Source organism: Hydrogenovibrio sp. 3SP14C1, assembly GCF_029625905.1.
Lineage (GTDB): Bacteria > Pseudomonadota > Gammaproteobacteria > Thiomicrospirales > Thiomicrospiraceae > Hydrogenovibrio.
Genome location: NZ_JARTLM010000005.1, coordinates 12522 through 29240, shown reverse-complemented (window position 1 = coordinate 29240; position 16719 = coordinate 12522). Strand labels below are relative to the sequence as shown.

General features: G+C 41.5%; 17 protein-coding genes. 9 read left to right on the top strand and 8 right to left on the bottom strand.

Annotation, left to right across the window (positions count from 1 at the left end):
• Positions 1-129: 129 nt before the first annotated feature.
• Positions 130-819, top strand: coding sequence for an MBL fold metallo-hydrolase (locus P8629_RS05150; RefSeq protein WP_278165053.1), 690 nt, complete (start codon positions 130-132; stop codon positions 817-819).
• Positions 820-900: 81 nt separating this feature from the next.
• Here P8629_RS05150 and P8629_RS05145 read toward each other — a convergent pair whose 3' ends face one another.
• Entirely contained in the window at positions 901-1326 is a 426-nt protein-coding gene (locus P8629_RS05145) for an FKBP-type peptidyl-prolyl cis-trans isomerase (protein WP_278165052.1), read from the bottom strand.
• A gap of 93 nt (positions 1327-1419) precedes the next feature.
• On the opposite strand from P8629_RS05145, the gene dnaQ reads away from it, so the two are divergent.
• Together dnaQ and P8629_RS05135 are read left to right on the top strand one after the other, a co-directional pair.
• Positions 1420-2115 (top strand): DNA polymerase III subunit epsilon, encoded by a 696-nt coding sequence (gene dnaQ, locus P8629_RS05140; protein ID WP_278165051.1) that lies wholly within the window; start codon positions 1420-1422, stop codon positions 2113-2115.
• Positions 2116-2177: 62 nt separating this feature from the next.
• Positions 2178-2753, top strand: coding sequence for a hypothetical protein (locus tag P8629_RS05135; RefSeq protein WP_278165050.1), 576 nt, complete (start codon positions 2178-2180; stop codon positions 2751-2753).
• Between the two features lie 22 nt (positions 2754-2775).
• Here P8629_RS05135 and rnhA read toward each other — a convergent pair whose 3' ends face one another.
• Together rnhA and P8629_RS05125 are read right to left on the bottom strand one after the other, a co-directional pair.
• On the bottom strand, positions 2776-3213 hold the full coding sequence (gene rnhA, locus P8629_RS05130) for a ribonuclease HI (protein WP_278165049.1): 438 nt from the start codon (positions 3211-3213) through the stop codon (positions 2776-2778).
• A 4-nt stretch (positions 3214-3217) separates the two neighbouring features.
• Entirely contained in the window at positions 3218-4000 is a 783-nt protein-coding gene (locus P8629_RS05125) for a class I SAM-dependent methyltransferase (protein WP_278165048.1), read from the bottom strand.
• Between the two features lie 61 nt (positions 4001-4061).
• On the opposite strand from P8629_RS05125, the gene gloB reads away from it, so the two are divergent.
• From gloB to P8629_RS05110, 3 genes are read left to right on the top strand one after another with little or no spacing between them, the layout of a single operon-like run.
• Positions 4062-4868 (top strand): hydroxyacylglutathione hydrolase, encoded by an 807-nt coding sequence (gene gloB, locus P8629_RS05120; RefSeq protein WP_278165047.1) that lies wholly within the window; start codon positions 4062-4064, stop codon positions 4866-4868.
• A complete protein-coding gene (locus tag P8629_RS05115; RefSeq protein WP_278165046.1) occupies positions 4861-6474 on the top strand; it encodes a lytic transglycosylase in 1614 nt (537 codons plus the stop codon). The genes gloB and P8629_RS05115 overlap by 8 nt, the downstream gene beginning before the upstream one ends.
• Before the next feature lie 4 nt (positions 6475-6478).
• On the top strand, positions 6479-8470 hold the full coding sequence (locus P8629_RS05110) for a lytic transglycosylase domain-containing protein (RefSeq protein WP_278165045.1): 1992 nt from the start codon (positions 6479-6481) through the stop codon (positions 8468-8470).
• A 206-nt stretch (positions 8471-8676) separates the two neighbouring features.
• On the opposite strand, the gene cysS is transcribed toward P8629_RS05110, so the two are convergent.
• On the bottom strand, positions 8677-10047 hold the full coding sequence (cysS, locus tag P8629_RS05105) for a cysteine--tRNA ligase (protein WP_278165044.1): 1371 nt from the start codon (positions 10045-10047) through the stop codon (positions 8677-8679).
• Positions 10047-11726 (bottom strand): glutamine--tRNA ligase/YqeY domain fusion protein, encoded by a 1680-nt coding sequence (locus P8629_RS05100; protein WP_278165043.1) that lies wholly within the window; start codon positions 11724-11726, stop codon positions 10047-10049. The genes cysS and P8629_RS05100 overlap by 1 nt, the downstream gene beginning before the upstream one ends.
• A gap of 297 nt (positions 11727-12023) precedes the next feature.
• Between P8629_RS05100 and P8629_RS05095 the strand changes: the two genes are divergently transcribed.
• The 3 genes from P8629_RS05095 to P8629_RS05085 all read left to right on the top strand — a co-directional run bounded on the left by P8629_RS05095 (position 12024) and on the right by P8629_RS05085 (position 13998).
• Positions 12024-12599, top strand: coding sequence for a peptidylprolyl isomerase (locus tag P8629_RS05095; RefSeq protein ID WP_278165042.1), 576 nt, complete (start codon positions 12024-12026; stop codon positions 12597-12599).
• 81 nt (positions 12600-12680) lie between these two features.
• A complete protein-coding gene (locus P8629_RS05090; protein WP_278165041.1) occupies positions 12681-13187 on the top strand; it encodes a peptidylprolyl isomerase in 507 nt (168 codons plus the stop codon).
• A 73-nt stretch (positions 13188-13260) separates the two neighbouring features.
• Complete coding sequence (locus P8629_RS05085; RefSeq protein WP_278165040.1) at positions 13261-13998, top strand: UDP-2,3-diacylglucosamine diphosphatase; 738 nt, start codon at positions 13261-13263, stop codon at positions 13996-13998.
• A gap of 5 nt (positions 13999-14003) precedes the next feature.
• On the opposite strand, the gene dmeF is transcribed toward P8629_RS05085, so the two are convergent.
• Genes dmeF through P8629_RS05070 form a run of 3 tightly spaced genes read right to left on the bottom strand, consistent with a single transcriptional unit; the run spans position 14004 to position 16615 of the window.
• Positions 14004-14948 (bottom strand): CDF family Co(II)/Ni(II) efflux transporter DmeF, encoded by a 945-nt coding sequence (dmeF, locus tag P8629_RS05080; RefSeq protein WP_278165039.1) that lies wholly within the window; start codon positions 14946-14948, stop codon positions 14004-14006.
• 36 nt (positions 14949-14984) lie between these two features.
• Positions 14985-15329, bottom strand: coding sequence for a hypothetical protein (locus P8629_RS05075; protein ID WP_278165038.1), 345 nt, complete (start codon positions 15327-15329; stop codon positions 14985-14987).
• A gap of 23 nt (positions 15330-15352) precedes the next feature.
• On the bottom strand, positions 15353-16615 hold the full coding sequence (locus P8629_RS05070) for a dicarboxylate/amino acid:cation symporter (RefSeq protein ID WP_278165037.1): 1263 nt from the start codon (positions 16613-16615) through the stop codon (positions 15353-15355).
• Positions 16616-16719: the final 104 nt, after the last annotated feature.

Sequence of the window (16719 nt, the reverse complement as noted above, 5' to 3'; positions counted from 1 at the left end):
TTGTTGCAATATTAGCGTTTGTTTATTTATTTAAAAAAAGGGATAATGCATGGTTACTAAATTGTGAAAACATCCTCAACAAACCTTTAAAAAAAGGTTGTTTTGCACCTGAACAAAGGAGTTTCTAATATGAAAATTAGACAATTGTTTGATTACGACACTTGGACATACACTTATCTACTTTGGGATGAAAAGACCAAAGAAGCTGCCGTAATCGATTCGGTTCTGGAAAAAGTTGATCGTGATGAACAGCACATTAAAGAATTGGGATTAAACGTTAAGTATCTTTTAGAAACCCATATCCACGCCGACCATATCACAGGTGCGGGTCCGCTTAGAAAGCGCATGGGAGGTCAGCTCGTCGTACACAAGCATTCTGGTTCAGAATGCGCCGATATCTTAGCCGTGGATGGCGATGTTTTTAAACTAGGCGATCAAGAAATTCGCGCATTACACACGCCTGGTCATACCAATAACGACATCACTTACCAGATTGATGGCGCCGTTTTCACCGGTGATACCCTTATGGTAAGAGATTGTGGTCGAACGGATTTCCAACTGGGTGATAACAAAGCCATGTACCATTCTTTAACAGAAGTCTTGTTTAAACTACCCGACGACACCATGGTGTTTCCTGCGCACGACTATAAAGGATTCAGCCAGTCAACGATTGGAGAAGAGAAGCAATTTAACAACCGGGCGGGAAATAACAAGTCTTATGAAGATTTCTCAACCATTATGGATAACTTAAATCTGCCAAACCCGAAACGCATCGATATTGCAGTACCGGGCAATATGAAGTGCGGAGACGTCGCTTAAGCCGCCCTTTTCTATTTTATGGTTATAAAAAAAAAAGCCCCGAATTCGGGGCTTTTTTATAGATATTACATTCATATCGCTTTAAGCGACTTCAACAACCTCAACACGATATTCTAGAGTTTGATTTGCTAATGGATGATTGCCGTCCAAGTAAACTTTGTCTTCTTCAATTTCCACAATGCGAAACTGAACCACATTCCCTTCAGGGTCTTCAGTTTCAACTGTCTCGCCTACTTTAATCTCAACCGAGTCATCAAAGTTTTCAGGCGATGCAAAAACAACCAAATCCTCGCGCGTGACGCCATAAGCCTTTTCCGGTTCAATCGTGACTTTCGCTTCAAAGCCAGGCTCTTCTCCTTCTAAAAAGGTTTCAAGTCCTTCAACGATTTCACCTTCACCGTGAACATAATGAACTGGCTCTCCACCAAAAGTACTGTCTAAAAGGTCACCTTTATCATTCTTGAGTTCATAGTGAAAAGTGACTTCACTACCTTTTTTAATTCTCATACTTATCACTCTCAAATTACATTAAAATACAAATATTGAATAGGGATATTCTACCCGAAAAAAACCATCAATATTAAAGAGAAAGACTCAAGCATGCGCCAAATATTGCTAGATACGGAAACGACTGGTTTCGACCCAAAAACTGGGGACAAGATTATTGAAATCGGAGCGGTTGAGCTCATTAAACGCAAACTCACCCACAACAACTATCATCAGTACATCCAACCAGAAAGAGAGGTTCCGATTGATGCCATTGAGGTACACGGAATCACCGATGAATTCCTGGTCGGAAAACCGATTTTTGCAGAGGTCGTTGATGAGTTTATGGAATTTGTTTCCGGAGCAGAACTGATTATCCACAATGCCCCTTTTGATGTCGGGTTCATCAACCATGAGCTGTCACAACTGCCCACCAACAAATGGGGGAAAATCGAAGATCATTGCACGATTATCGATAGTTTAAAAATGGCTCGAAAAGCTTACCCTGGCCAACGAAACTCATTAGATGCTCTTTGTAAACGATTCTTAATCGATAATTCTAACCGTACCCTCCACGGCGCTTTACTCGATTCCGAAATTCTTGCCGATGTTTACCTCGCAATGACGGGTGGACAAACCGATTTGGTTCTGGCAGATGAAGAAGGAAGTTCAAGTGACGCTTCTCGAGTGAATTTAAATACCCAGCGTGCACCACTCAAAGTATTGAAAGCTTCAGCTGATGAACTGGTAGCTCATAATGGGAAGCTACAACAAATCAGCGAAAAATGCGGAGAATCGATTACTTGGTAAAGGAATAAGAACAATTCTGACCAGGCCTGGCTAATTTTCACCCCCTAAAATAGATGAAACTCATGAGATTAAGACAACAATTATTTACATCAGACGACGCACGAAAAATCTTTTTAGAACCCACTGCTTCATGGCAAACCGTTGCTGGCAATCCTCCTTCACAACAAAATGGTATCAACCATCTATTTTTCTATGATGAAGAAGCAAAAGAGTTTCTCGATGCTTTTCATGAAGAAGATAAAACGGAACAATTGGATGCGTTGGGCGATATGCTGTTTGTGGCTTGGGGAATCACCCATCATTTAAACTTGCCAGAGCCCATGGCGGCTTCGCAAATGTCGATTCTGTATGTGCTGGATAAAATGCAACTTGCAAACCCATTCGCTACCTCACAAGCGGTTTTTGAAGAAGTCGTTCGTTCCAACTTTTCTAAGTTTTGCAAGAATCAGGCAGAAGCAGAAGCAACTGTCAAACATTATGATGAGCGGTTAGGTGTCAATGTCGTCTATGATCAAATCAATGACTTTTTTGTGATTCGATCCAATCAAGATCAGACTGGAACAGACGGTAAGCAATATCGAAAAGATAAAATTTTAAAATCGGTTCATTTTTCAGAACCTGATTTTTCTCACATTTAGAGATCACTTTTTGGGGTACGGATTAACCCGTTAACTCGTCCATGGCTTGGTTTGCCAGGTCATCAACACGTTCATTTTCATCGTGTCCAGAATGCCCTTTTACCCAAGCCCAACTTACATCATGGGGTTGCAATGCTTCGTCCAAGGCTTGCCATAAGTCTTGGTTTTTCACTGGCTTTTTCGCAGCCGTTTTCCAATTATTCTTTTTCCAGTTCATCATCCACTGCGTAATGCCGTTTTTAACGTATTGTGAATCGGTTGTGAGTTTGACTTTACAAGGTTTTTTCAGAGCCTTAAGTCCTTCAATAGCAGCAGTCAATTCCATCCGATTATTCGTCGTATCAAATGCAGCACCTTTTAATTCTTTTTCGACCGTACCAAACCTAAGCAAGGCACCCCAACCTCCTGGCCCAGGGTTTCCGCGACACCCCCCATCGGTGAAAAGCTCAACTTCTTGCATAAATTCATGAATCCTTTTTTAAACTATTACGCTGCGCTCGGTGACTACGATTAGAGACAACCGAACGCCCTTTATTAACGGCTAACCAGTTTGATACACGCCAATTCAAGCCTACCGGGGTGGGAGAAAACACACGTTTTTTCGCTAAAATACAATAGGTGTTACCAAAATTAAGCCCCATTTTTTCTAGCAAACGTTCGATGAACTCAACTGGTTTCCAACGATTTTCTGATGCGTCTGACTTCATCAAACAACTTAGAGAAGTATAAGACACCATCTCGATGTCATACCCTAACACGTTCAACCAATCAATGATTCGGTGTGCTCGAACCAAATTTGCTTGTTTAAAATGACGGCGATGCTCACCAAATAGATTACGCATAATACGACAACCAGCAGGGTTAAACCCTGTTATCAACACATTGCCTTCCGCAATCAAAACATCATCGACTTGTCTTAAAACATGATAAGGGTCGGTCACGGATTCCAAAGTATGAGGTAAGACCACTGCATCAATGGAATCACTTTTCAAAGGCAGAAAATCGATATTGGCTTCAATAAACTTTGCGCCTTGAAAACGTAACCAATGGTTGTCAATCATCACCTTATTGCTCACTCGGCTATTCGACAACAAATCATCTGACGACACGATTCCAAGCTGAACCAAGTACAACCCAAAAACTTGCTCCAAAGCCTGTTCAATTAAAGCCTTCTCTTGTTGTAATAAAGAGTGCCCTTTTGGCGATTGAAAAAATCGATACAAAAAGGATTGAAATCTTCGATTCATCATCACTTTTGAAACACAGATTTGTTAGAATGAAGTCATTATATCAATTAACAGGTCTAACATGAAAATCGTTGGTTTATCGACGCTGTCCGACAATTATACTTGGGTGATTCAATCTGAAAATCCTGCGGAAATCCGCGCCTGGATTGTCGACCCTGGGGAAAGCAAAAAGGTTATTCAGCATTTTGAAGAAAACCAACTTCAACTTGCTGGCATTTTGTTAACCCATCATCATTACGACCATACAGATGGTGTTAAGGACGTGATGTCGACACTGGGTGAAGTACCGATTGTCAGTAATGCACAAGGACCTTTTAGTCCTGTGACCTACCCTGTTAAAGATGGAGAGCAAATTCAAGTTCTAGAAGAAACCTTTCAAGTCATTGCAACGCCTGGACATACAGATGAGCACATTAGTTTTTATCACCCAGAAGCACTTTTCAGTGGGGATACCTTGTTTACAGGCGGTTGCGGAAAAATATGGCAACATCCGCCTGAACTGATGGCTGACTCTTTATTAAAGCTTAGAGCACTAAATGATGACTGTATGGTTTACTGTGGCCATGAGTACACTTACGCGAACCTTAATTTTGCCAATACCGCAGAACCGAACACACCGGCTATTCAAAAACGTCTAGCGGATGTCAAAATGAAAACGCAACAGAAAATCCCTTGCGTCCCTGCTCCACTTGGGTTAGAAAAGAAAACCAATCCTTTCTTACGCTTCGACACTCTCCCGTTGAAGCAAACCTTGATGGACAGACAATCTCAACCAAAAGATCAACCAGGTGCCCTGTTTGCAGCCTTAAGAGCTTGGAAAGACGAACTAGACCAAACCGATATCCTTGAGGCAGGTTTAAATGAATAGATATACTTTTTTTTCGCTGATTGTAATCAGCGCACTTGTATCGGGGTGTAGCAATTTCCCCCACCATAATCAAGACAATAGTTATGCTGTATCTAATGATACCGGTATTCCAAAATTGCCCATTACTGATACAGCGGAAACCTATGCTTTTGAGAAAACCATCCATAACTCAACTGACCGTTTTTTAGCGTTAAAAACTAACGATGATCTGTCGAACCAACTAGATCAAGCCTTGATTCTATTAAATGACAAACCTACTTATGATGATTTGTGGCAAGAACTGAGTGAGCACTTATTTTTAGCGCCCGCGAATAGCGAACACTTCAAAGATTACATGAATTATTATGAAAATAAAAAGGCATATCTGAAACGCGTATCGGTAAGAGCAAAACCGTATCTTTACTTCATTCTAAATGAAGTCAACCGTCGACATATGCCCTATGAAATCGCTTTATTACCGGTTGTTGAAAGTGGTTACTATCCTTATGCTCGCTCATATGTAAATGCTTCCGGCTTATGGCAGTTTATGCCGGCAACCGGTTATATGTTTGGACTACACCGAAACTGGTGGTATGACGGGCGCCAAGACATCTACAAAAGCACGATTGCGGCACTCGATTATCTGCAGGCACTCTATAAACAAAATAATTATGATTGGCTATTGGCACTGGCTTCATACAATGGCGGCTATGGCAATGTTTTGAAAGCGCAAAAACGCTATTTAAGAAAACACCCAAATGGCGAACCGTCTTTTTGGAATATCCGTCGTTATTTACCAAAAGAAACACAACATTACGTTCCGCAATTACTGGCCATTTCAAATTTAATCATGCATCGCGAGACTTATGACATTGAACTGGAACCGGTCCCTAACGTTCCCTTTTTCAAGCGTGTTGAGATTTCGAACCAGATTAGTTTGCCTAAAGTAGCAAAATCAACTCAAACACCGCCTGATATTTTAAAAGTTCTTAACCCTGGTTACCTTCGTTTAGCAACACCACCAAGTGGTTCTCACTCGGTATTACTGCCCATCGATGTTGCTGATGCGTTTGAAGTGGATTACCAGCAACAACCTCATTTCTATGAAGTTAACTGGATGCGACACACCATTCGTTCAGGCGAAAGTTTAAGTGTTATCGCGGCTAAATATAATACGTCCAGCCGTGAAATCAAAAAATTGAATCACATGAAAAACAGCTTTTTGCGCGCGGGGAAAACGCTCTTAATCCCGTTACCACAAAGCCACAGGCTGGCGCAAACACCCTTAAAAAAATCGAATAAATATAATGGCAAAAGACATTTCCATAAGGTTCAATCAGGAGAAAGCCTTTGGACGATTGCTCGTTATTACAATACCTCGCCTCGCAAACTTTGTGAATGGAATCGAATCAGTATTCGTGAACCGATTCGAAAAGGACAGAAGCTCGTCATCCGTTCAGACCGTTATGGCCGAAAAGTGTCACATACCCTAAAAGAAGGTGAAAGCCTGTGGGTGGTTGCAAAAAAATACCAAGTCACCACACAAGAACTTTGTAACTGGAATGGCATCAAAAAGTCAGCAGTCTTGCGTCCAGGTATTAAAATAAAAGTATGGATCAAAAGTTAACGTAATGCATTTTGCAGCACGAATCCCTAAAACCCTACTTGTTTTATGTGTCTCTTTAAGCCTCTCTTTCAATCAGGCTATTGCAAGTATTGACCATGCAAAACTCACAGACAATCAAAAAAAGTTTCTCGATGCCTATGAAGCGATCAAAGCCAATGATCGCCCTTTAATTTCAAAGTATAAATCTCAACTTAAAAATTACCCGCTCTACCCATACCTTGTTTACTTAGACTATAAATACCATTTTAAAGATACGCCAAGTGGTGTAATCGAGTCTTTTTTAAATAACACCCCCAATAGTCCACTTCCTTTTTTTTTAAAGTCCAAATGGTTACATTATCTTGCAGAAACCTACCAATGGGATTTGTATCTCAAACATTACAAAGAGGATGAATATCGCTCTGTCTCTTTAGAGTGTTACTTCATCCAAGCCAGCATTACTCGCAACCGAGCCAACCAAGTTCAGAAAAAAGCTCAAACACTTTGGAAAACGCATATTTCTTTACCAAAAACATGCAACCCAGTTAAACGCTTTCTAAGAAAAGAACATTTGATTACGGGTTCAATGGTTTGGTCTAAAGCCAGACTGGCAATGGAAAAAGGCAAAATTAACCAGGCCAAAAAAATTGGTCGTGACTTATCTAAAATGGGACGTCGTTCCTTGAATTTTTGGATTGCAACTTACAAAACCCCCAAAAAAGTCACTCGAGCGATTCCGGCTTATATCAGCCCTGTCATTCGACAAGCTATCTTTATGCAAGGGATACAGAGATTATCTTACTCCGAACCGGAGCTTGCGCTGAAAACGTTGACGCAGCGTTATGAACAATATGGTTTAAATCCAACCGAGCTAGCAGATCTTCAAAGCAAAATCAGTTTACGTTTTGCTTACCAGTATCACCCAAAAGCCAGTGAGTATTTGGCACAGATTGAACGAGTGAGCAAAAATAAAAGAACGTTAGATTGGGAACTTCAAGTAGCGATCCGTGAGTCTAATTGGATCGATTATCTAGACATGTATGCCTTATTGTCAGAGAAACAACAAAACGAAACACGTTGGCGCTATTGGAAAGCGCGTGCCTTAGACGAGCTCAACCAAACAAAAAAAGCACTGCCAATTTTTAAATTACTGGCACAACAACGTAACTTTTACGGCTTTATGTCCGCTGACCGTTTAAACCAACCGTATCAATTCAACCCAACACCAAGCCAGAAAAAAAGCTTAACCAAAATGGCACAAAAATACCCGCAACTCAAAGTAATCCAAGAGTTGATTGCAATCAACTGGAAGCTAAGTTTAAAACGAGAATGGTATCACTTACTTGACCACATTGATAAGGATGACTTTGAAGCCATTGCAAACTTTATGTCTGATTGGAATCAACATAACTTGGCTATTCAGACCATTTCAAAAGTCAAAAAATGGGATGACTTATCTTTACGTTTTCCAACGCCTTATAAGCAACCTGTGTTGCAAGCAGCCGACAAAAACACCATTGATCCAGCTTGGGTCTATGGGGTCATTCGGCGCGAAAGTGCTTTTTCCGCCAATATCAGCTCTGCAGTTGGTGCGGTAGGACTCATGCAATTAATGCCGAAAACAGCTCGATACATCGGACGTAAACTGGGCTTTAAAAAACGACAATACACACATTTAACCAGCCCGGAGTCAAATATCAAACTGGGCAGTGCTTATTTAAGTTACCTGCACAAAAAATATAATGGCAGTCGTGTTTTAGCCACTGCTGCTTACAATGCAGGGCCTCATCGGGTCGATCAATGGATTCCGAAAGATACCATCATGTCTGCTGATCAATGGATTGAAACGATCCCATTCTCCGAAACACGCGCTTATGTCAAAGCCGTTTTGGAATATACAACGATTTTTAAATCTATGCTGAATAAGAAATACGATCGATTAGAAAACTTCATGCATCCAATTGGATTACCGAAAACCCTCTCAGCTCATAAAACGAATAGAAAGCCTCAATCTTAGGCAAAAAAAAAGCTCTAGGGACAACTAGAGCTTTAAATACATTATTTCTTTTACAAGAAATAATCAGAGGAGGATACTCATGAAGAAACATGAATAGGTGTATTCTATTAGGAAAAACTTATATTGTCAAACACTAATATCAAAAAAAGTTAAAAATAACATTAACTTATTTCCAACACCAAAAGTAAGGCTTAAATGACTAAGTACTAAATCTTACGCCAAGTGGTTCCTTCTGCACTGTCCAATAACTCAATACCCTGCGCCAGAAGCTGGTCTCTAATCTCGTCTGATCGTGCAAAGTCTTTATTTTTACGCGCTTCGGCTCTTTCGGTAATCAAAGATTCAATCACCTCTTCCGTCAAATCCGAGTCTGATGGTTGGGATTTAAAGAAACTCTCAGGTGCTTGCTCTAATAACCCCAGTTGGTTTGCCAATTTCTTTAACAAAGCAGCCAGGCCTGGTGATTTTTGTTTATTAACCTCTTTAGCCAGTTCAAACAAAACCGCCATTGCCTGTGGTGTATTAAAGTCATCATTCATTGCCGCCATAAAGTCGGCTTCCAGCTTTGAATCCGCCGGTTCGGCTTGGGCAACAGGGACAAGCTCCAGTGCAGAATATAAGCGTCCTACACTGGCTTTAGCGACGTCCAAATTCTCTTCCGAATAATTGACTGGGCTGCGGTAGTGACTGGCCAATAAGAAATAACGAATCACTTCAGGGTGGTATTGTTTTAACACTTCACGAATCGTGAAAAAATTTCCAAGGGACTTGGACATTTTCTCGTCATCAATTCGAACAAACCCACAATGCATCCAACTGTTCACATAATGCTCACCAGTGGCACATTCAGATTGAGCAATTTCATTCTCATGATGCGGGAAGCTTAAATCCAAACCACCGCCGTGAATGTCAAAATGATTCCCCAAACATTTGGTCGACATAGCAGAACATTCGATATGCCAACCAGGACGTCCATCCCCCCAAGGAGATTGCCAGGCAGGTTCATTTTCCTTTGAGGCTTTCCACAACACAAAATCCAACGGATCTTTTTTAACCGAATTAACTTCCACTCGAGAGCCAGAAGCTAACTCTTCAATATTTTTACCTGAAAGACGTCCATAATCTTCATCCGATTTAACATGAAAATACACATCGCCATTTTCTGCTGGATAAGCAAAGCCTTTCTCGATGAGTGTTGAAATCATGGTTTCGATTTCATTCATGTGCTCTGTGGCTTTGGGTTCCATATCAGGGCGCAATACATTCAAGGCTTTTTCATCATCATGCATCGCGTCAATGAAACGAGACGTTAAGGACTGAATAGACTCTTTGTTTTCCAATGCACGCTGAATGATTTTATCGTCAATATCGGTAATATTTCGAACATAAGTCACGTCGTAGCCCAGTGAGCGTAAATGCCGCACCACCGTATCAAACACTACCATGACTCGGGCATGCCCAACATGACAATAATCATAGACGGTGACACCACAGACATACAGCCCGACTTTATTCGGCTGAATCGGCGTAAAGGTTTCTTTTTGACGTGTTTCCGTATTATAAATTTTCAAGGCCATTACTTTTGGCTCCAAGTATCTCTTAGTCCGACCGTTTTGTTAAAAACGAGTTTCTCACTAGGTTCGTTATCGCGGCAGAAGTACCCTTCGCGCTCAAACTGATAAGCGGTTTCTTTTTCTGCAAATTGCATCGCGGGCTCAACAAAGCCCTGCTTGACAATCAATGAATCCGGGTTGATCACGGCTTCAAAGTCTTCTTCTTTCACCGGGTTCGGCACCGTGAATAAACGATCATAAAGTCTGAATTCAGCCGGCAATGCTTTTGAAGCTTCCACAAAGTGAATGACTCCTTTCACTTTACGCCCATCTGCAGGGTTTTTACCTAAAGTCTCTGGGTCATAAGTTCCATACACGGTGGTGACATTTCCTTCCGCATCCGTTTCCATACGCTCGGCTTTAACAATATACGCATTACGTAGTCGTACTTCTTTATCGATTGCCAGACGTTGCCATTTTCTATTGGGTGCTTCTTCAACAAAATCGGCACGATCAATATACAATTCTTTACCAAAGAAAATCTCACGTTTTCCCATGGTTTCATTCTGTGGATGTACTGGGGCATTGATGGATTCCACTTCGTTTTCAGGATAGTTCTCAATCACTAACTTTATTGGATCAATTACACCCATTGTACGAGGTGCGACCACATTTAAATCGTCTCGAATGGCGGCTTCTAAAATTCCCATTTCCGTCATGCTATCGACCTTTGAAATACCAATACGTTCGGCAAAGTCACGAATGGCAGTCGGCGTCACACCACGTCGACGCAACCCTGAAATGGTTGGCATGCGCGGATCATTCCAACCTGAAACCAAATTATCTTCTACCAGCTGATGCAACTTTCGTTTTGACATCACGGTATATTCAAGATTCAAACGAGAAAATTCATATTGAAATGGGCGGTCAGGCTTATTGAAATCATTTATATGCTCTAACACCCAATCATATAAACGGCGATTATCTTGGAACTCTAAAGTGCAAAGGGAATGTGTCACCCCCTCAATTGCATCTGAGACACAGTGGGCAAAATCATACATAGGATAAATACACCAAGCATTTCCTGTCTGGTGATGCTCAGCATAACGCACACGATAAAGCGTCGGGTCTCGCATACACATAAAAGAAGAGGTCATATCGATCTTTGCGCGAAGGACACACTCCCCTTCTTTAAACTCTCCGTTTTTCATCTTGGCAAACATCGCAAGATTTTCTTCGACCGACGTTTCACGATAAGGGCTGTCTTTACCCGGCTCTGTTAGCGTTCCGCGATAAGTACGCGTCTCTTCAGCATTCAAAAAGCACACATACGCCAAGCCCTTTGAGATTAACTCAACCGCATAATCATGAAACTGCTGGAAATAATTCGAGGAATAACAAGGTTCCCCCGCCCAATTAAAGCCAAGCCAAGCAACATCTTTTTTGATTGCTTCAACATATTCCACGTCTTCTTTTGCTGGGTTGGTATCATCAAAACGTAAATTACAGTCACCCTGATAATCTTCTGCCAACCCAAAATTCAAACAAATCGACTTCGCATGGCCAATATGTAAATAACCATTAGGTTCAGGCGGGAAGCGCGTATGGACTTTGTTGTATTTGTGAGTAGCAAGATCTTCATCTATGATGTTTCGGATGAAGTTTGTCGGTTTATCAACTGCAACTGTCGTGTTTTGACTCATGTTCAAAAAAACCTATCAAATGTAGAATATGGAAAAGGCCTGGCAATTACTTCAACTCAGACGGAGACCCAATTCGGCCAGCCATTCATTAAAATAATTCAAGCTAGAATAACGCGTAATTATAGCATTAATGCACTTAGAAAATGAGTCCGATCATTCGCAAATCATGTTTATCGAAACATTTAAAGCCGTTTTCAAGCCTTTCGTCATAGAGAAAAGGCTTCACGCTAAATTCATCATGTTAAAATGCTGATGACAAATCATAATCTATCGTTACAAGGCGAAACGGAGAAAATCATGACAAGAAGATTGGCATTCATCACTTTATTTTTAAGCTTTTTCAGCTTCAACAGTTTTGCTGCGGACAAAACCAACCCACAGGTTCTCATTCAAACCAATATGGGAAACATCATTATGGAGCTTTATCCAAATAAGGCGCCTAAAACGGTTGAAAACTTTCTTCGCTATGTCAACGAAGGTTTCTATGATGGAACCATATTCCACCGAGTAATTTCTAATTTCATGGTTCAAGGCGGCGGCTTCACGCCTGACATGACAAAAAAGATCACCCATAGCCCAATTCATAATGAAGCGGACAACGGCCTGAGAAATCGCATTGGTACTGTTGCAATGGCCCGCACCAATGATCCACATTCGGCCTCTTCCCAGTTCTTTATTAACGTTGCGCAAAATACCTTTTTAGATTTTAGAGAAAAAACACCTCGAGCTTATGGCTATGCCGTTTTTGGGCGTGTCATCAAAGGCATGAAAGTGGTTAACCACATTCGTAACGTCAAGACTGGCTTCCACAACGGCATGGGCGATGTTCCCGTCAACCCAGTAGTGATGACCAAAGTTACTCAAATTAAATAACCGAATCCCTTTGTTAAAAATAGCCAGACCTGGCTGTTTTTTAACAGAAACACTTAAAAGACTTTAAAAGGAAAATTTACAATGACACAAGTCACTTTCCAAACAAACATGGGCGATATTACCATTGAAGTGGATCATGAAAACGCACCGATTGGTGCTGAAAACTTTGTTCATTACGCCATGGATGGTTTTTACAACGGGACGATTTTTCATCGAATCATTCCCGGCTTCATGGTACAAGGTGGTGGCATGCTGCCAGGCATGGAAGAAAAACCATCTGGTGATCCGATTGAAAATGAGGCGGATAATGGCCTCAAAAATGTTCGAGGCGCTTTATCTTATGCGCGGACAATGGATCCGAACTCTGCAACCACGCAGTTTTTCATGAACCTGGTCGACAATGACTTCTTAAACCATACCTCAAAAGACATGAACGGCTGGGGTTACGCTGTCTTTGGTCGTATTATTGATGGGCTAGAGGTCATCGATAAAATGGCGCAAGTTGAAACCACTTCTCGCCGTGGTCATCAAGACGTCCCGGTTGAAGATATTGTTATCGAAAAAACCATCGTTAAAGAAACGGATTAATCTTATCCGTACTATTCATTTACCTACTACGGGGAACTCCCTGACGTAGGTAAATGATGCCATGAGGAATTACATGCCTTATACCTTATTTACCGCTGACATTCATTTACATCCTGACGACACGCATCCTACTAACCAGGCATTCTATCAATTCTTAGAATCCGAGGTGCCTAAAGCTGAGGCACTCTATATTCTGGGGGATTTGTTTGAGATGTGGGTCGGAGATGACATCGGCATAGAAGCGTATTCTACCGTTATCAACCTCTTTAAAAAACTCACTGACAACGGTACGCCAATTTATTTGCTTTACGGTAACCGGGATTTTTTAATGCGTCGAGAATTTTGGCAAGCAAGCGGCATACAATTTCTAAAAGAACCTACCGTCATTACGCTTTACAACCAAACGCTTCTGTTACTGCATGGGGATGCTTTGTGTACTGATGACAAAGCGTTTCAAAGAATGCGTAAAATCCTTCGTAATCCAATCATCATGTGGTTGTTTCTTCGCTTACCCAAAAAGAAACGTCTTCAGATTGGAGACTCTATGCGACGTAGTTCACAACAACACACACAACAAAAGTCGGAAAGCATTATGGATGTGAACGCCCAAGCGGTTGAGCAACTGATGCGCCAGCACCCCAATTGTGATCATTTAATTCATGGACATACTCATCGTCCCGCCCACCATCCTTTTATTGTTAACCAGCAGCAAAAGCATCGTTGGGTATTAGGAGATTGGCGACCAGAAACGCAGGTTTTGAAACTATCCTCTACCGGCACTTTCGAACTCATTGAACCGGCACTGATTTAACTTGATTAATCGACGGGATTAACTTCTATCGTGATATGCTTCAATTGCCAAAACGCTTCCAGCTTCGCTTTATAGTATTCAGGCGATTTCGGATCCTCTGATACTAATCCGATAATAATCGCATAATCATCCGCACTCACTTTCCAGGCATGAAAATCAACTACCTTGTCAGAGGAATTCTCTTCCAACTTTTCAATAATTTTATCAGTGATTTCAGCAGAAAGACTGTGATCCAATAAAATGATGGAGGTTTCTTTAATCAACTTCTTAGCCCAGATAAAGATGATAATGCCGCCGACTACGCCCATCATCGGGTCCATCCAATTCCAACCGAGCCATTTTCCAGCCAATAAAGCCGCAATTGCAGCAAGAGATGTCAACGCATCGGCCAACACGTGTAAATAAGCAGCCTGATGGTTATGATCTTTGCCATGAGGGTGCGCGTTAAGACCCTCTTCAGAAGCGTTCATTGTTTGTTGATCATCATCGCCATTATGATCATGATGCAATAATAAAGCAGAAACGAAATTGACCAACAACCCAATCGCCGCCACAATTAAAGCTTGATTAAAGGCGATTTCATGTGGGGAAATAAATCGTGTGATCGACTCTACCACCATCATCACGGCTACAATAATCAAGAAAATAGCACTGCTATAAGCCGCTAACACGGACACTTTTCCAGTACTAAAGCTGAATGTCGGGTCTTCTTTTTTGGCCATTGCATAACGCCAGGCAAATAGCGTAATACCGAATGCAACCATGTGCGTACTCATATGCCAACCATCTGCCAGCAAGGCCATAGAGCCATACCAGGTTCCCGCGACAATCTCAGCCACCATTGTCACGGCAGTAATCACTAAAACAATCCAAACCTGACGTTCATTCTTTTTTGAATAACGAACAAAATTGTGGGAATGTTGGAAGCGACGAAGCGTATCTTGATTCATTTAATACCTAATAGTATATTGCTAAATCCATTTATCTTAAGAAGCCAACATCAGCATTTTAAAGTCAATTTCTCCGTCCTCAGACACGGTAAAACGAACTTTATCATGAATAACACCTTCATCAACCTGGTCTGCACAGCTCCAGTTCATTTCCCAAGGATAACTGTATTCCAGACGGTATAAATTATCCTTTTGATGCTGCACTTTTTCCACTACCATCCCCCCTGAATAGCTTGCAAAATGGCTAATATGAGAGAGGTCTTGCACTAACCCGATATCAATTTCAGCAATGTGTTTTTCTAAAATGGTTTTTAAAAAATCATTTTGCTCAGCACCATGTTCCAAGCTAAGGTTTTTCAATTCTGGAAAGTTAACGTTCATCTTAGTCCTACTTGTTCAATCTTTTAGAAATGTTTTGAAACCAATACTTGCTCTTCCCCTTCAGTACGAGCAATGATGACCGCTCCCACAGAATCACTGAATATATTGACCGTGGTTCGCATCATATCTAACAATCGATCAACCACCAACAGTAATCCAATCGCTTCAGCTGGTAAGCCAACCGCAACCAAAATAATACTGATGGCAACCAAGCTCGCTGACGGAATTCCCGCCACACCAATAGAGGTCGTTAACGCAATCACCACAATTAAAAACTGGGTAGAAAAGTCCAATGGCACACCAAACAATTGTGCGATAAATACGGCGGCAACACACTCATACAGAGCCGTTCCATCCATATTGACCGTTGCCCCCAACGGTAAAACAAAACTCGACACTCGGTTAGAAACTCCGGCTCGAGTTTCTACCGCATTCATGGTGATGGGTAACGTTGAGGAAGAAGAACTGGTTGAAAAGGCCGTCAACAAAGCAGGCGCCATTGCTTGAAAATGTAGCCAAGGGTTTTTCACCCCCCCAAGAAAACGTAGCAACAATGGCAGTACGATTAAAAAATGGATCCCTAAAGCCAAAGTGACAGTCAAAAAGAACAGCGCCAAATTTTCAAACTGTTCAAATCCAGTTTTTGCCACTGAAGCGGCGACCAAGCCAAATACCCCAATCGGAGCAAATTTCATTACCCAAGCCGTCATCATCATCATCACTTCAAAAACCGCTTGCCAGAAATTGCTTAAGGTTGTTTTCAGCTCCCCTTTAAGCTGGGTAATGAAGTAACCGAATAACAAACTAAAGAAAATCAACCCGAGCATTTGACCTTCAGCGGCAGCATCGACGATATTGACGGGAATCATACGTAAAAACACGTCCACAACATCTCCAGCTGATTTCCCTGCGACCGCACTCATGATTTGCTCATTGCTTTCTAAAACCGGAATCCCACTTTCTGAAACACCCGGTTGAATCAGGTTCACTAGCGTAAGCCCAACCAAGATAGCCATAAAACTGGTTAAAACATAATACCCAATGGTTTTGCTTCCCAAACGGCCAAAGCCGCCCTGCTCACCAATATTAGCGACCCCTGTAATAATGGCTGACATCACCAGCGGAACCACAATCATTTTCAAAGCATTCAAGAACAAAGTTCCGATGAATGTATAGATTGCCAGCCATTGAATCCCACCAATCGTGCCGTCTGCTCCAGTCCAAATCCCCATGATGACTGCGAATACCAAGGCGATTAATATCTGCCAATGTATGGCTAATCTCATAATTTCCCCTAAACCTAGTTAAGAATTTCTCTTCAATTACATACAAAAAAAGCACCAGGGCTGGTGCTTTTTAATCATTATTTATAAATGACTGCGCTGTCATT

What these genes read in the sequence shown, in the direction of transcription:
- P8629_RS05095 (WP_278165042.1), top strand. Translation starts at nt 12,024, where the DNA reads ATGACAAGAAGATTGGCATTCATCACTTTATTTTTAAGCTTTTTCAGC.
- P8629_RS05075 (WP_278165038.1), bottom strand. Translation starts at nt 15,329, where the DNA reads ATGAACGTTAACTTTCCAGAATTGAAAAACCTTAGCTTGGAACATGGT.
- P8629_RS05090 (WP_278165041.1), top strand. Translation starts at nt 12,681, where the DNA reads ATGACACAAGTCACTTTCCAAACAAACATGGGCGATATTACCATTGAA.
- rnhA (WP_278165049.1), bottom strand. Translation starts at nt 3,213, where the DNA reads ATGCAAGAAGTTGAGCTTTTCACCGATGGGGGGTGTCGCGGAAACCCT.
- P8629_RS05145 (WP_278165052.1), bottom strand. Translation starts at nt 1,326, where the DNA reads ATGAGAATTAAAAAAGGTAGTGAAGTCACTTTTCACTATGAACTCAAG.
- P8629_RS05100 (WP_278165043.1), bottom strand. Translation starts at nt 11,726, where the DNA reads ATGAGTCAAAACACGACAGTTGCAGTTGATAAACCGACAAACTTCATC.
- P8629_RS05150 (WP_278165053.1), top strand. Translation starts at nt 130, where the DNA reads ATGAAAATTAGACAATTGTTTGATTACGACACTTGGACATACACTTAT.
- P8629_RS05115 (WP_278165046.1), top strand. Translation starts at nt 4,861, where the DNA reads ATGAATAGATATACTTTTTTTTCGCTGATTGTAATCAGCGCACTTGTA.
- P8629_RS05135 (WP_278165050.1), top strand. Translation starts at nt 2,178, where the DNA reads ATGAGATTAAGACAACAATTATTTACATCAGACGACGCACGAAAAATC.
- P8629_RS05070 (WP_278165037.1), bottom strand. Translation starts at nt 16,615, where the DNA reads ATGAGATTAGCCATACATTGGCAGATATTAATCGCCTTGGTATTCGCA.
- cysS (WP_278165044.1), bottom strand. Translation starts at nt 10,047, where the DNA reads ATGGCCTTGAAAATTTATAATACGGAAACACGTCAAAAAGAAACCTTT.
- P8629_RS05085 (WP_278165040.1), top strand. Translation starts at nt 13,261, where the DNA reads ATGCCTTATACCTTATTTACCGCTGACATTCATTTACATCCTGACGAC.
- dmeF (WP_278165039.1), bottom strand. Translation starts at nt 14,948, where the DNA reads ATGAATCAAGATACGCTTCGTCGCTTCCAACATTCCCACAATTTTGTT.
- dnaQ (WP_278165051.1), top strand. Translation starts at nt 1,420, where the DNA reads ATGCGCCAAATATTGCTAGATACGGAAACGACTGGTTTCGACCCAAAA.
- P8629_RS05125 (WP_278165048.1), bottom strand. Translation starts at nt 4,000, where the DNA reads ATGAATCGAAGATTTCAATCCTTTTTGTATCGATTTTTTCAATCGCCA.
- P8629_RS05110 (WP_278165045.1), top strand. Translation starts at nt 6,479, where the DNA reads ATGCATTTTGCAGCACGAATCCCTAAAACCCTACTTGTTTTATGTGTC.
- gloB (WP_278165047.1), top strand. Translation starts at nt 4,062, where the DNA reads ATGAAAATCGTTGGTTTATCGACGCTGTCCGACAATTATACTTGGGTG.